This is a genomic window from Bradyrhizobium sp. 199, from assembly GCF_023073355.1.
GTDB lineage: Bacteria > Pseudomonadota > Alphaproteobacteria > Rhizobiales > Xanthobacteraceae > Bradyrhizobium.
Window position 1 is genome coordinate 579,618 of sequence record NZ_JADPJI010000002.1, and the last position, 13,907, is coordinate 593,524.

A 13,907-nucleotide genomic window follows, 5' to 3' on the forward strand; every position below is an offset into this window, starting at 1 on the left:
TCTGTTGGAAGTTGCGGACTCGCAGGTCGGGGTGAAGGCTCGCTTCAATGGGGAAGCTGGTGCTGCCAGACAGGATTGAACTGTCGACCTCTCCATTACCAATGGAGTGCTCTACCACTGAGCTACGGCAGCATGTGCTGGTGAAGAATCGGGCGCCCGAGGGGGCCAACCAAGCGGGCCGATATCTGCCACAAGCCCCCCTCCTGCGCAAGCTTGCTCGGCCCGTCAAAACGAGAAAATCGAGCCGATATCAGGGCCAAAGTGGCCGTTTGGGCTCGAAACCTCCGGCTTTCCGTCGATTCAGCTCCGTATCCCCGCCCAACTGGCCAGTGGCCTGAAAGCTCGCGCTGGATCCATTTCGCGTTTGGCACGACCTGATCGCGCGGGCCTCTTGAGCTGCCGTATTCCTCGGGCATGGTATCACCGATGAAACCGAGTGGACCGGGATGGCTGACGACACCGAGAAGAGCACGAGACAGGCGAGGGCGTCCCGCGACGACCGGCTGAAATCGGCGCTGCGCGAAAACCTGAAGCGGCGGAAGCTGCAGGCGCGCGAACGCGCCGCAAGTCCTGAGCTCTCGCAGAACGAGGATGGTTCCTTAAGTAAGGGGACCGCCGGGAAAGCCGGCAGCTAAAGCATGATCCGGAGAAGTGCGCAGCGGTTTTCCCAAAAGATCATGCTTAAACAACAACCAAAGCGCGATGGCGATTCATCCTGATCGCATCGCGCTTTAGAATTTGGAATGAGTGAGAATGACGATGGGGCAGGACGGACAACAACGAGATGACGGTGGCGCGCTGATGTCGCGCTTCACGCGCCCCGAGCAGACCTTTCCGACGTTGATCCCGGCCGAGATCGAGCGGATCAGGCATTTCGGCGAGGTCCGCAGTTACAAGGACGGCGAGTTCCTGTTCGAGACCGGCAAGCCCGGGCCCGGCATGTTCGTCGTGCTGAAGGGCCATGTCGCCATCACCCAGCGCGACGGCCTCGGTCACGTCACCCCGGTGATCGACCAGGGACCCGGGCAATTCCTGGCCGAGCTCAGCCAGCTCTCGGGACAGCCGGCGCTGGTCGACGGCCGCGCCGAGGGCGATGTCGAGACGCTGCTGCTGCCGCCGGACCGGCTGCGCGCGCTGCTGGTCGCCGAGGCCGAGCTCGGCGAGCGCATCATGCGCGCGCTGATCCTGCGCCGGGTCAATCTCATTCAGGGCGGCATCGGCGGCCCCGTGCTGATCGGGCCGTCAAACTCCGCCGGCGTGGTGCGGTTGCAGGGTTTCCTCACCCGCAACGGCCAGCCGCATCATCTGCTCGATCCCGAGCGCGATCGTGACGCCGCCGAGTTGATCGCGCGTTATTCCCCGAAGCCCGAGGATTGGCCGCTGGTCGTCGCCGCAAGCGGCGCGGTGCTGCGCAATCCCAGTGAGACCGAGCTTGCCCGCGCCATCGGCATGATCGGCGGGGCCAAGGATGGCCGCATCTACGACGTTGCGGTCGTCGGCTGCGGACCGGCCGGGCTCGCCACCGCCGTGTATGCGGCGTCAGAAGGATTGTCCGTTGCCGTGCTCGACATCCGCGCCTTCGGCGGCCAGGCCGGCGCCAGCGCGCGCATCGAAAACTATCTGGGCTTTCCGACCGGCATCTCGGGCCAGGCCCTGACCGCGCGCGCCTTCACCCAGGCCCAGAAGTTCGGCGCCGATATCATGATTCCTGTCACGGTGAAGTCGCTCGACTGCACGCGTAAGGACGGCGCGTTCGCGGTGGCGCTCGACGGCTGCGATCCGCTGCGTTCGCGCGCGGTCGTGGTCGCCAGCGGCGCGCGCTATCGCCGGCCCGAAATCGAGAACCTCGACAAGTTCGAGGGCCGCGGCGTCTGGTACTGGGCCTCGCCGGTCGAGGCGAGGCTCTGCGCCGGCGAGGAGGTGGCTCTGGTCGGCGCCGGAAATTCGGCAGGCCAGGCCGCCGTGTTCCTGTCGGGGCACGCCAAGAAGGTGCTGATGATCATCCGCGGCGGCGGCTTAGGGGCCAGCATGTCGCGCTATCTTATCGAGCGCATCGAAGCGACCCCGAACATCGAATTGATGTTCAACACCGAGATCACGGCGCTCGAAGGCGACGAGGCCTCGCTGCTGCGGCGCATCCGCTGGAGGAGCCGCTTGTCGAGCGACGAGGATTCCGCCGACATCCGCAATCTATTTTTGTTCGTCGGCGCCGATCCCGCCACCTCCTGGCTCGACGGCTGCGGCGTGACGCTCGATCGCGGCGGCTTCGTCGTGACAGGCGCGCAGTCCGAGCAGAACCAGGGCCGGCTGGTGGCGCCGCTGGAGACCTCCGTGCCCGGCGTCTACGCCGTCGGCGACGTCCGCTCCGGCTCGGTCAAGCGCGTCGGCGGCGCCATCGGCGAGGGCGCGCAGGTCGTGGCCTCCCTGCACGGCTATCTCGGCGACGCCGCAAAGCCGACGCTTTAGTCAAGTAGAACACAAGCAGATGGCAAGGCGAATGTGACTTGCCATCTTGCGTTATCATACGTGACTATCCCCTCATCCTGAGGAGCGCGCTCTTGCGCGCGTCTCGAAGGATGAAGGCCCGGATGCAACAGCCGGGCCGTCATGGTTCGAGACGCGTGCTTCGCACGCTCCTCACCATGAGGATCGAGCAGACCGAACGAACAAAAGATTCAAAAGGGAGGACTAAATGGCTGAAATCGTCGTGCTCTACAAGACACCCCAGGATGCTGCCGCCTTCGACAAGTACTATGCCGAGACGCATATTCCGCTCGCCAAGAAGCTTCCCGGCCTGAAGAAATATGCCATCAGCAAAGGGCCGGTCGCATCTCCCGCCGGTCCCTCCGGAATCCACCTCGTCGCCATCCTCACCTTCGACAGCGTGGCCGACATTCAGGCGGCATTCGGCAGTCCGGAGGGCAAGGCGACCGGCGCGGACGTGCCGAAGTTCGCCAGCGGCGGCGCCGACCTCTTGATCTTCGACACCAAGGAAGTGTGACGAATCGATTCAACTTTCGTCGAAAGCCTCGATCTCGTCTCTGATACAAACAGACACTGCCTTTGTTTGTGACAGCGATGCAAAAAATTCAGCCATGCGTTTGTCGATTCGCACGATGACGCATGGCTGCGCACATACATGCGGCGACAACGCATTGGCAATTCCATGAGCACCGTAATACACCTCTCGCTATCTCAACGCGCAGAGTAGGAGAGATGTCATGGTTCTTGGGTTGAGCTTGCCCGCCTTCACGTTAGTCCATGTCATCATCAGCCTGATCGGCATCGCCGCCGGCCTCGTCGTGATGTTCGGCCTGCTCGGCTCGAAGTCGATGCCGCGCCTCACCGCGATCTTCCTAGCTTTCACGATCCTGACCAGCGCCACCGGCTTCTTGTTTCCGTTCGAGAAGGTGCTGCCCTCGCACATCATCGGCATCATCTCGCTGGTCCTGCTCGCGATCGCCTGCGTCGCGCTGTACGCCATGAAGCTCACAGGCATCTGGCGTCCGGTCTACATCGTGACCGCGATGATCTCGCTTTATTTCAACGCCTTCGTGCTGGTGATCCAGTCGTTCCTCAAGGTGCCGGCGCTCGCCGCGCTCGCACCCGCCGTGGCGCCGGCGCCGCCCTCGGGCCCGGTATTCGCCGTGGTGCAGGGGCTCGTGCTGGTGTTCTTCGTCGTGCTCACCATCAGCGCCTGGCGCCGCTTCAGGCCGATGGCGTTTGCCTGATCGATCGCGAACACATTCACCGTCATTCCGGGGCATCGCGCAGCGATGAACTATGGTGCGCTCTTGCGCACATGAGAATCTCGATTGAACAATCTCCAGATTCCGGCTTCGCTTCGCGCGCCCGGAATGACGTTTCGCTCAAAGGAGTCCCATAATGCCCACCATCACCACCAAAGACGGCGTCGAGATCTTCTACAAGGATTGGGGAAGTGGTCAGCCGATCGTGTTCAGCCATGGCTGGCCATTGTCAGCGGACGACTGGGACGCGCAGATGATTTTCTTCGTCAACAACGGCTACCGCGTCATCGCCCATGACCGCCGCGGCCACGGCCGCTCGTCGCAGGTCTCCGACGGCCATGACATGGACCACTATGCCGACGACCTCGCGGCCGTCACCGCGCATCTCGACCTCAAGAACGCCATTCATGTCGGCCATTCCACCGGTGGCGGCGAGGTCGTGCATTACATCGCGCGCCACGGCGAGAGCCGGGTGGCGAAGGCAGCGATCCTCTCCGCGGTGCCGCCGCTGATGGTGCAGACTGCAGCCAATCCCGGTGGCCTGCCGAAGAGCGTGTTCGAGGATCTCCAGAAGCAGCTCGCCGCCAGCCGCACGCAATTCTATCGCGATCTCCCGGCCGGCCCGTTCTACGGCTACAATCGTCCCGGCGCAAAACCATCGGAAGCGGTTATCCAGAACTGGTGGCGCCAGGGCATGATGGGTGGCGCGAAAGCGCATTACGACGGCATCGTCGCGTTCTCCCAGACCGACTTCACCGAAGACCTCAAGAAGATCAACGTGCCCGTGCTGGTGATGCACGGCGACGACGACCAGATCGTGCCTCACGCCGATTCCGCCCCGCTCTCGGCCAAGCTGCTGAAGAACGGCACGCTGAAAACCTACAGGGGCTTCCCGCACGGCATGCCGACCACGCACGCCGAAACCATCAACGCGGACCTCCTGGCGTTCTTCAGGGAGTGAGGCACCTCACTTCAAGATGGCCCTGATCGCATCGAAGGTGCGCTTGACGAAAGTCTCCGGCTTCTCCCGCGCGCCGTCGCCGATCCAGCTTTCGCCGCCGACGCGCAGAACTGGTCTGTTGTGGGATGTCTCGGCGACATTGACCTGTGTATCCTTCGGCGAGATCGCGGCCGCCGCATGAGCCGCGAACCTGTTGGGGACGTCCCGATGCAAGTCATTATCTTCGGCGCGACCGGCATGGTCGGGCAGGGCGTCTTGCGCGAATGCCTGATCGATGCCGGCATCGACCGTGTGCTCGTGGTCGGCCGCAGCCCGACGGGCGTGCGCAACGCCAAGCTCGTCGAGATCATCCACGACAATTTTCTGGACTATTCGAAGATCGAAACGCAGCTCACCGGCTTTGACGCCTGCTTCTTCTGCCTCGGCGTCTCCTCGATCGGCATGAGCGAGCAGCGCTACCGGCATCTCACCTATGACCTCACGCTCGCGGCAGCGACGACGCTGGCGCGCCTCAACCCGCAGATGACCTTCACCTACGTCACGGGGGCCGGCACAGATTCCACCGAGCAGGGTTCGCGGATGTGGGCGCGGATCAAGGGCAAGACCGAGAACGATCTGCTCAAGCTGCCGTTCAGGGCTGCCTATATGTTCCGGCCCGGCGCGATCCAGCCCCTGCACGGCGCCCGTTCCAAGACCGCCTGGGTGCAGGCGGTCTATACGGCAAGCTGGCCCCTCTGGTCGGTGCTGCGCCGGCTCTCGCCGCGGCTCGTCACCTCCACCGAGCAGATCGGCCGCGCCATGATCCACGTCGCCCGGGAGGGGTATCCGCGGAAGGTGCTGGAGATGGAGGATATCAATAGCCTCTAACCGGCCGGCCCGTTAATTTGGACGGAAATTTCGGGGCCTGTGCGCGTTGAGCCGGGTCCACTCCGAAGGAGAAGCGTCGGCGATGCCGCCCCAGCTCAAACTGATCGCACTCGACGCCGACGATCTCGCCGTGATCTCGACCCATGTCCAGGACGCCCGCGTCCACGCCTCCGACATCATCTGGCGGCAAAGCGAGAAGCGGCTCGTTGTCGGGATGAGCCGGCTGGACTGGGAGCAGACGCTGGAGGGCGAGAGCGAGCCGCGCCGGCTGGTCGCCGCGCTCCGCTTCGACCGCGTGCTCGCCTGCAAGTCGCGTAACATCGACATGGCTGCTCCCGAGACGGTCCTCGACCTCGTCGGCATCGAATTTCACCCCAGGGACGGGCGCGACGAGGAGCCCGCCGGCAGCGCCCTGCTTCTGTTCGCCCAGGGTGGCGCCATCCGGCTCGACGTCGAATGCCTGGAATGCGAGTTGACTGACCTCGGGGCGGACGCATTCGGAACGGGGTTGGAGATCGAGGGGGAGGTGTGAGGTTGCCTGTATACCAGCCGCACCGCCTCGCCCTCCGTGCCAGAACGGCGCCTTGCGAGGGTTGACGCCGCTTCCCCGCCGCGCCATTGAGCAGGGGACCTGGTGCGCCAATCCGCCCCAAGACCAGCCAGAAGCCAAGCCAGACATGCCCGTTCGCCTCGACCGCAGCAGCGCCGATTTTGACCAGCGATTCGCGGCCTTCCTCGCCGCGAAGCGCGAGGCCTCGGCCGACGTCGAGGCCGCCGCGCGCGTGATCGTCGACGACGTCGCCAGGCGGGGCGACGTGGCGCTGCTCGAGGCCACGGCAAAGTTCGACCGGCTGACGCTGGATGCATCCAACCTTCGCGTCACCGCCGCCGAGATCGAAGCCGCGACAAAGGCCTGCGACGCCGCGACGCTGGACGCGCTCAAGCTCGCGCGCGACCGCATCGAGGCCTATCACCGTCGCCAGCTGCCCACGGACGAACGCTTCACAGACCCGCTCGGCGTCGAGCTCGGCTGGCGCTATACCGCAATCGAATCTGCCGGCCTCTATGTGCCGGGCGGCACCGCGGCCTATCCGTCGTCGGTGCTGATGAACGCAGTGCCCGCAAGAGTCGCGGGCGTCGCGCGCGTCGTGATGGTGGTGCCCTCGCCGGACGGCAAGCTCAATCCGCTGGTGCTGGCGGCGGCGCGTCTCGGCGGCGTCACCGAGATTTACCGCGTCGGCGGCGCGCAGGCCGTGGCTGCCCTTGCGCACGGCACCGCAACCATCGCGCCGGTCGCCAAGATCGTCGGCCCCGGCAATGCCTACGTCGCCGCCGCCAAGCGGCTGGTGTTCGGCAAGGTAGGCATCGACATGATCGCCGGTCCGTCCGAAGTGCTGGTGATTGCCGACGACACGGGCAATGCCGACTGGATCGCGGCCGATCTCCTCGCGCAGGCCGAGCACGATGCCAGCGCGCAGTCGATCCTGATCACTGACTCCGCACGGCTTGCCGCCGATGTCGAGAAGGCGGTGGATGCGCAGCTGAAGACGCTGCCGCGCGCCGCGATCGCCAGCGCGTCATGGGCCGAGTTCGGCGCCGTCATCATGGTGAATAACCTCGACGACGCCATCCCGCTCGCGGACGCCATCGCCGCCGAGCATCTCGAGATCATGACGCAAGATCCCGACGCGCTCGCGGCGAAGATCCGCAACGCGGGCGCGGTCTTCCTCGGCGCGCATACGCCCGAGGCGATCGGCGATTATGTCGGCGGCTCCAACCACGTGCTGCCGACGGCGCGCTCGGCGCGATTCTCCTCGGGGCTTTCGGTGCACGACTTCATGAAGCGCACCTCCATCCTGAAATGCGGCCCGGATCAGCTGCGCGCGCTGGGTCCGGCCGCGATGACGCTCGGCAAGGCGGAGGGGCTCGATGCCCATTCGCGTTCGATTGGATTGCGCCTCAATCTGTCATGACCCAGCCGCCCGAACAGGACGACTCGACCAATCGCATCGTCGGCGTCACGCTCGACGAAGAATCGATCGGCCGTTCCGGGCCCGATATCGAGCATGAGCGCGCGATCGCCATCTACGACCTCATCGAGCAGAACCTGTTCGCGCCGGATGGCGCCGAGGGGAAGGGTCCGTTCACGCTGCATATCGGCATCACCGGCAACCGGCTGATGTTCGACATCCGCCGCGAGGACGGTACGCCCGTCGTCGCGCATCTGTTGTCGCTGACGCCGTTCCGGCGGATCGTGAAGGACTATTTCATGATCTGCGACAGCTACTACCAGGCGATCCGCACCGCGACCCCCGACAAGATCGAGGCCATCGACATGGGCCGCCGCGGCATCCATGACGAGGGATCGCGCACGCTGCAGGAGCGGCTGAAGGGCAAGGTGCGGGTCGATTTCGAGACCTCGCGCCGGCTGTTCACGCTCATTACTGTCCTGCACTGGAAGGGTTAGGCGCATGATCCCGAAAAGTGGACACCGGTTTTCGGACCTGATCATGCGCAAGACAAAAGGCTTTATGGCCCGGAAAAGTGTGCAGCGGTTTTCCGACAAGGCCATGCCCTCCATCAAAACAGGCTAAGCCCGGATGGCTGCGCCCCCACGCGCACGCGATCCGCAATCGGTGCTGTTCGCCTGTGCGATGAACAGCGTGCGCTCGCCAATGGCCGAGAGCCTGCTGCAGCACATGTTTCCGCAGGGCCTCTACGTGAGATCGGCCGGCGCGAGGCGCGGCGAGCTCGATCCGTTTGCCGTTGCCGTGATGGCCGAGCTCGGCCAGGACATCGCCGCCCACAAGCCGCAGACCTTCGAGGAGCTTGAGGACTGGGAGGGGCTGAATTTCGACCTCATCATCACGCTCTCGCCCGAGGCGCACCACAAGGCGCTGGAACTGACACGGACACTCGCGGCCGACGTCGAATACTGGCCGACGCAGGATCCCACCACCATCGAGGGCAGCCGCGACCAGAAGCTTGCCGCGTATCGTGACGTCTGCGACCAGCTGCTGCTGCGCATCCGCCGGCGCTTCGCAAAGGTGGGCGCCGCGAGCGGGTAGCTCTCGTGCCCCGGACCAGCGTAGCGTACGAGGATGCGCTGCAGAGCAGGCGCGATCTCTCCGCAAGCGCAAGCTCCTGGGTCCCGGCTCAACGTCGCAGCGTTTCATGCCGCGCCGCGTCCGGGACGCGAGACCGGCGTAACACCCGCGTCACAGACTGAGGGCACAGCCATGTCGGAAACCTCGAATCACCAAACTGAGGTTCCCGGGTTGTGAAATCAGCCCCCTTCCGATAGGTTCCGCGCGCAATTCACCCCCGCTTCATCCCCCAAATTACCTGATGCTTGGCCGCCCCAAATTCGTACTTGCCTCCGGTTCGCCGCGACGGCTGTCGCTGCTCAACCAGGCCGGCATCGAGCCGGACGCGCTCCGGCCGGCCGACGTCGACGAGACGCCGAGGCGGGGCGAACTGCCGCGCGCCTGCGCCAATCGGCTTGCCCGCGCCAAGGCCGATGCGGCCCTGAAGTCGGTGCAACTCGACGACGAGCTGCGCGGCGCCTTCATACTCGCCGCCGATACCGTGGTGGCGGTCGGCCGCCGCATCCTGCCCAAGGCCAATCTGGTCGACGAAGCCGCGCAGTGCCTGCGCCTGCTGTCGGGCCGCAACCACCGCGTCTACACCGCGATCTGCCTCGTCACGCCGCGCGAGGCCTTCCGCCAGCGCTTGGTCGAGACCCGCGTCCGCTTCAAGCGCCTCTCGGAAGACGACATCCAGGCCTATATCGGCTCCGGCGAATGGCGCGGGAAAGCCGGCGGCTACGCCGTGCAGGGCATCGCCGGCTCCTTCGCGGTGAAGATGGTGGGCTCCTACACCAACGTGGTCGGCCTGCCGCTCTACGAGACCACCACGCTGCTCGGCGGCGAAGGCTTCCCGATCCGCTTCGGCTGGCTCAACGCCACCACCACGGTGTGAGCCGACAAGCCGCAGCCCAACAAAAATCGCGAAAACAACCCCATGCACAGTAGAATGGGCTTGCCGAGGGCATGCGCCGCAGCCTTGGGAACCCGTTTGCTGACGGGCACTTGCCCCCTTTCAGCCCCCTGCAAGCTGCCGACATCATGGACGACCAGATCAAAAATCCCGCCAGCCCGTTCAAAACCTGCCCGATCTGCGGCAAGCCGCAGTCGGAAGCCACCCGTCCGTTCTGCTCCTCGCGCTGCCGCGACGTCGACCTGAACCGCTGGCTGAAAGGTTCCTACGTCATCCCCGGCCGCGACGACGAGGTGGATGACGTCGAATAGTAAATCAAATCAATGTCTTGGTTGGATGACCAGCCTGCCGAGCGCCAGCCGCGGCAAGCCCGTCCCGCCCTGTGCACAACCGGGCGGCGCCCTGCGAAACCACTTGGCAAAGCCGGGTGGACAGGCCGCCCGGAGCCCACTATAAACCGCCCGCTCGATGGGCTTTGGCCCCTCTCTTGGAGCACGCCCAGGTAGCTCAGTTGGTAGAGCATGCGACTGAAAATCGCAGTGTCGGTGGTTCGATTCCGCCCCTGGGCACCATCCTCTTCGGCGTCAGCCTTGATCAATCCACTCGCGCCGTCTGCCGCGACCGCAGGTAGCCGCCGAGTGCGGCCAGAGCGGGGCTTAGCGGCAAGTAGAGAGCACGTTCAGCCATAGGTGGCCGGTGCCGTTGACCACGCGTAAACGCCGAGGCCGACGCACAGAATGGACGCAAGCGCGCCGTTCAGCCCAGACCGCGCCCTCCATTCCTGGCACTCCGCTTGCTCAGTCGAAGCCAAAGCGCGGTCTCAATAGAGAGGCCGTTTCAGGTTGAGGCAAGCGATGCAGGAAGTGTCCCGTTCTGGTGCTGCCGGTGAACTCCGGCTCGACGCGCTGATCGCCGATTTGTGGTGGCGCGTTCGGCTCTTGAATACCGATATTCTCGAGCTGGAGGCGAAATCCGGCCTGTTTGACGTGCATCAGCCGACTTATCCGCTGCTTGCACTTAACCTTCGCGCGCGACGGGACAATCTGGTCTCCACGATCGGCGTGCTCGAGGAACGTGCGAAATCGGTATCCGAAGCGGCTTGAGAGCGGTCTCTGGCACAATCTCACCGACGCCGGCAACGGCCGCCCCGAACTCGGACGTCGCGAAGCTTGCCAAGCTCGCCGCCACCACGAGCGACTGCGTCGGCGGCTGCCAGTCGAGCTTCAGGTCGGGCGACAAGCCCTGGGTTGGTGGCATCGCCACCGGCGGCGTGTACTCGGCAACGTGTCGCAATGTCGGCAACTACAAGAGCTACGACGAGTGCAAGGAAGCCGGGCGCGTCACCGGCTGGCCATTGGGCGAGACCTCGGCGTATTGCAGCAGCGTGGGTTGTCAGCGGGCTGGCGCTGAAATGGCGGGGCGGCTGGCGTTGGAGGCCGGCTTGCGGGGCGCACGAGACATGCGAGATCGTGTCGGTCGCGGCGTGGCCTCTCGGCCTCATGACAGGAATATCTCCGTCACCGAAACGCGGCGACACCGCCTAGGGGATCTGCTCGACCGATTTCTGGAACAAGCCTTCCGCACCGATGCGTACCGCTGCGACATCACCTTCAACGATGACGGCAGCTGGACCTATCTGATCCAGACCGAGTTGTTCGTACGCGGCGCGCCGTTCAATCACCGACACCAACACGCTGCAGCTGGTCGCGCCGCCGAAGCTCAATCCGCTGGCGGCGATCGTGAACGATCGCGCCAGGGAGAGTGAGGCGGCGATTGACCCGCGGCCTGAGCACAGCCCGGAGAATTGCATGAAACCGTATGTCATCTGTCTGATGCACTCCAGCCTCGATGGCCGCACCCACCCCAGCCGTTGGCGCCCGAAGGGGGCGGGGACGGACTGGTTCGAGAAGGTCCACGACGAGCTCGGCGGCGATGCATGGATGATCGGCCGCGTCACCGGGTCGGAGTTCGCCAAGGGCAAGCCCTATCCCGCGATGAATGACGTGAGACTGCCGCGTGAAAACTGGTTCGCGCGGCGCGATGCGAAAACCTACGGCGTCGTGCTCGATGGGCAAGGCAAGATCGGCTGGGGCCGCTCCGATATCGGGGGTGATCCAATCGTGGTGGTGCTGACCGAAAGCGTGCCGGATGCGCATCTCGCCGGCCTGCGTGGCGACCGCGTGTCCTACGTCTTCGCCGGCAAGTCCGAAATCGACCTGGCGCTGACACTCGACGTTCTCAACCGTGAGCTCGGAGTGAAGCGCCTGCTGGTGGAAGGCGGCGGCGTTGCCAATGGCGCGTTTCTGCGGGCCGGTCTCATCGACGAACTCAACCTGATCCTCAGCCCCGCGATCGACGGCGCAACGGGCGCGCCGTTCGTGTTCTCCTCGACTGAGGCGGACAGCGACAAGCGCGCGCCGATCGCCGCGCTGACGCTGGAGAGCACCCGCGAGCTCGGCGGCGGTGTTCTGCTGCTGCGCTATTTGATCAGGAACGATCCGCAAGCCGCGAGCCGGTAAAGCGCGGCCATGTCCGAGAGACCGGAGCACATCGTCATCGTCGGCGCAGGCGCCGCCGGCCTGATGGCGGCGCGCGAGTTGGCGCAGGCCGGCCGGAAGGTGACAGTGCTGGAGGCGCGGGGGCGCTGCGGCGGCCGCATCCATCCGCTGCCGGCCTCGGAATTCGGCTACCCCGCCGGTGGCGGGGCCGAATTCGTCCATGGCGAGGCGCCCGTCACGCGCGGATTGCTGCGCGAGGCCGGCCTGTCCCTTCAGGAGATCGAGGGCGAGCAGTGGAGCTTTGACGGCACGGCGCTCTCGCGCGAACAGCGCGACGATCCGCACAAGGCAGAGCTTCAGGCCGTGCTACGCGACTTGAAGGACGATCTCTCCGTCGCCGAGTTCCTGCGCCGGCATTTTGCCGGGGACCATTATGCGCCCATGCGCCAGCGGATCGAGCGGATGGTCGAGGGCTATGACGCGGCCGACCCCGAGCGCGCCTCGACCCTGGCGCTGCGTGAGGAATGGATGGATGGCGGGCACGCTCTGCAGGCGCGCATCGAAGGCGGCTATGGCGCGCTGATCGATTTTCTGGCGAGCGACTGCCGCAGGCTGGGCGTCACTATCCATCTCGGCTGCGTGGTGTCGGCGATTGAAGAGAACGGCGCCACAGTGGCCGTTCACTGCACCGGCGGGGATGTTCATGGCTGCGACCGCGTGGTCCTCACCGTGCCGCTGCCGCTGTTGCGCGAGATGGCGCTGCCGGCGAGCGCGCACGCCAAGCTTGCAGCTGCCGACGACATCGGCTTCGGCAATGTCATCAAGATCCTGCTGCGCTTCGCGCGGCCATGGTGGCGGGAGCGAGGCGGGGATCTCGCAGGCATGACGTTCCTGTTGTCGGATCAGATGATCCCGGTGTGGTGGACGCAATATCCGAGCGAGCATGCCGTGCTCACTGGCTGGTTTGGCGGCCCGCGCACGGCGGAGCTGGAAAGCCTCGACCCGCAAGCACTGATCGAGGCCGGGCTCGGTTCGCTCGCCGCCGTTTTCAAGCTATCGCGCGAAGACATCGCGCGCGAGCTCGTGGCAGCGACGGCGACCAATTGGGCGCACGATCCCTTCGCCCGCGGCGCCTATTCCTGGGCGATGCCGCAAACGCGCGCGGCACAAGCAATCCTCGCGCGCGCCGATGGCGCGGTGCTGTTCTCCGGCGAGGCGCTCTATCGCGGAGCCGACATGGGCACGGTGGAAGCGGCGCTGGCGAGCGGCCTGGAAACTGCGGGGATCATTTTGCGGAGCTGAAAAAAGAGGCCCGCATCTCTGCGGGCCTCTTGTCTCGTGCGGTATCTGTCTCGCCGGCGTCTGTCTTACCAGCGTCCGCCGCCGAAGCTGAACGTCACGCCGGGACCGCCACCGTAATATCCGTACGGCCCGCCGCCGTAATAGCCGTGGTGCCGGGGATAGTAGCCGCCGTAGCTTCTGTAGTGGGGCCGGAAATGGCTGTGGTGATGGCGCCAATGATGATGGTGACCGTGCCAGCGATGGTGCCTGCGGTGCGCGCTGATGTCGGTGGACTGGCTTTCCTGCGCGGTCTGCTTGGCGCTGCCGCTGCCGGCCGCGTTCGCTGCCGCTCCGCTGGCGATCGCCGCGGCTCCGACCGCCATCGCGACAATGAGATACTTCATGGTGTCATCACTCCAGTTGAATGTCGTGTGACAACAGATGGCCGCCCGCCACGTTCCTGCCAGTGTGGGCGTCGAAACGACGCAGTGGAATCAGGTCCGATGAACGCGCGTTCACGTGTGTGAATGATTGAGCGCGCGCGTTTCATTC

The 13,907-nt window shown here is 65.2% G+C and carries 16 protein-coding genes, 2 tRNA genes and 2 pseudogenes; 17 read left to right on the forward strand and 3 right to left on the reverse strand.

The window, feature by feature from the left end:
* Positions 1 to 57 precede the first annotated feature (57 nt).
* Positions 58 to 132: transfer RNA gene (locus tag IVB28_RS02765), tRNA-Thr, on the reverse strand.
* A 314-nt stretch (positions 133 to 446) separates the two neighbouring features.
* On the opposite strand from IVB28_RS02765, the gene IVB28_RS02770 reads away from it, so the two are divergent.
* The 5 genes from IVB28_RS02770 (at position 447) to IVB28_RS02790 (ending at position 4,710) form a co-directional block, all read left to right on the forward strand.
* Positions 447 to 635: a hypothetical protein gene (locus tag IVB28_RS02770; protein ID WP_247524529.1), complete on the forward strand. Its 189-nt coding sequence runs from the start codon at positions 447 to 449 to the stop codon at positions 633 to 635.
* Positions 636 to 759: 124 nt separating this feature from the next.
* Positions 760 to 2,466 carry an FAD-dependent oxidoreductase gene (locus IVB28_RS02775; protein ID WP_247525326.1) on the forward strand — a complete coding sequence of 569 codons (1,707 nt, stop codon included), beginning with the start codon at positions 760 to 762 and terminating at the stop codon, positions 2,464 to 2,466.
* Between the two features lie 226 nt (positions 2,467 to 2,692).
* Complete coding sequence (locus tag IVB28_RS02780) at positions 2,693 to 3,001, forward strand: EthD family reductase (RefSeq protein ID WP_247524530.1); 309 nt, start codon at positions 2,693 to 2,695, stop codon at positions 2,999 to 3,001.
* A gap of 220 nt (positions 3,002 to 3,221) precedes the next feature.
* A complete protein-coding gene (locus IVB28_RS02785) occupies positions 3,222 to 3,731 on the forward strand; it encodes a hypothetical protein (protein ID WP_247524531.1) in 510 nt (169 codons plus the stop codon).
* Positions 3,732 to 3,885: 154 nt separating this feature from the next.
* The gene (locus IVB28_RS02790; protein ID WP_247524532.1) at positions 3,886 to 4,710 is read left to right on the forward strand and encodes an alpha/beta hydrolase; all 825 of its coding nucleotides are present in this window, start codon (positions 3,886 to 3,888) and stop codon (positions 4,708 to 4,710) included.
* A 6-nt stretch (positions 4,711 to 4,716) separates the two neighbouring features.
* Here the strand turns inward: IVB28_RS02790 and IVB28_RS29475 are convergent.
* Positions 4,717 to 4,818, reverse strand: a pseudogene (locus IVB28_RS29475) (TetR family transcriptional regulator); the annotation flags it as partial.
* Between the two features lie 99 nt (positions 4,819 to 4,917).
* Here IVB28_RS29475 and IVB28_RS02800 point away from each other — a divergent pair.
* The 12 genes and pseudogenes from IVB28_RS02800 (at position 4,918) to IVB28_RS02855 (ending at position 13,376) form a co-directional block, all read left to right on the forward strand.
* Positions 4,918 to 5,577 carry an epimerase gene (locus IVB28_RS02800; RefSeq protein WP_247524534.1) on the forward strand — a complete coding sequence of 220 codons (660 nt, stop codon included), beginning with the start codon at positions 4,918 to 4,920 and terminating at the stop codon, positions 5,575 to 5,577.
* 82 nt (positions 5,578 to 5,659) lie between these two features.
* A complete protein-coding gene (locus tag IVB28_RS02805; RefSeq protein WP_247524535.1) occupies positions 5,660 to 6,109 on the forward strand; it encodes a DUF2948 family protein in 450 nt (149 codons plus the stop codon).
* A gap of 145 nt (positions 6,110 to 6,254) precedes the next feature.
* Positions 6,255 to 7,550 (forward strand): histidinol dehydrogenase, encoded by a 1,296-nt coding sequence (gene hisD / locus IVB28_RS02810; RefSeq protein ID WP_247524536.1) that lies wholly within the window; start codon positions 6,255 to 6,257, stop codon positions 7,548 to 7,550.
* On the forward strand, positions 7,547 to 8,044 hold the full coding sequence (locus IVB28_RS02815; protein ID WP_247524537.1) for a UPF0262 family protein: 498 nt from the start codon (positions 7,547 to 7,549) through the stop codon (positions 8,042 to 8,044). The genes hisD and IVB28_RS02815 overlap by 4 nt, the downstream gene beginning before the upstream one ends.
* A gap of 133 nt (positions 8,045 to 8,177) precedes the next feature.
* Positions 8,178 to 8,645, forward strand: coding sequence for a low molecular weight phosphatase family protein (locus tag IVB28_RS02820; protein ID WP_247524538.1), 468 nt, complete (start codon positions 8,178 to 8,180; stop codon positions 8,643 to 8,645).
* A gap of 280 nt (positions 8,646 to 8,925) precedes the next feature.
* A complete protein-coding gene (locus tag IVB28_RS02825) occupies positions 8,926 to 9,558 on the forward strand; it encodes a Maf-like protein (protein ID WP_247524539.1) in 633 nt (210 codons plus the stop codon).
* Positions 9,559 to 9,704: 146 nt separating this feature from the next.
* Positions 9,705 to 9,887, forward strand: coding sequence for a DNA gyrase inhibitor YacG (yacG, locus tag IVB28_RS02830; protein WP_247525327.1), 183 nt, complete (start codon positions 9,705 to 9,707; stop codon positions 9,885 to 9,887).
* A gap of 185 nt (positions 9,888 to 10,072) precedes the next feature.
* Positions 10,073 to 10,148, forward strand: a tRNA-Phe gene (locus IVB28_RS02835).
* A gap of 282 nt (positions 10,149 to 10,430) precedes the next feature.
* Positions 10,431 to 10,679 (forward strand): hypothetical protein, encoded by a 249-nt coding sequence (locus tag IVB28_RS02840; protein ID WP_247524540.1) that lies wholly within the window; start codon positions 10,431 to 10,433, stop codon positions 10,677 to 10,679.
* 405 nt (positions 10,680 to 11,084) lie between these two features.
* Positions 11,085 to 11,333: pseudogene (locus IVB28_RS02845) on the forward strand (FABP family protein); the annotation flags it as partial.
* A gap of 51 nt (positions 11,334 to 11,384) precedes the next feature.
* A complete protein-coding gene (locus IVB28_RS02850) occupies positions 11,385 to 12,095 on the forward strand; it encodes a dihydrofolate reductase family protein (protein WP_247525328.1) in 711 nt (236 codons plus the stop codon).
* 9 nt (positions 12,096 to 12,104) lie between these two features.
* Positions 12,105 to 13,376 carry an NAD(P)/FAD-dependent oxidoreductase gene (locus tag IVB28_RS02855; RefSeq protein ID WP_247524541.1) on the forward strand — a complete coding sequence of 424 codons (1,272 nt, stop codon included), beginning with the start codon at positions 12,105 to 12,107 and terminating at the stop codon, positions 13,374 to 13,376.
* Positions 13,377 to 13,441: 65 nt separating this feature from the next.
* Here IVB28_RS02855 and IVB28_RS02860 read toward each other — a convergent pair whose 3' ends face one another.
* Positions 13,442 to 13,759, reverse strand: coding sequence for a hypothetical protein (locus IVB28_RS02860; protein WP_247524542.1), 318 nt, complete (start codon positions 13,757 to 13,759; stop codon positions 13,442 to 13,444).
* Between the last annotated feature and the right edge of the window lie 148 nt (positions 13,760 to 13,907).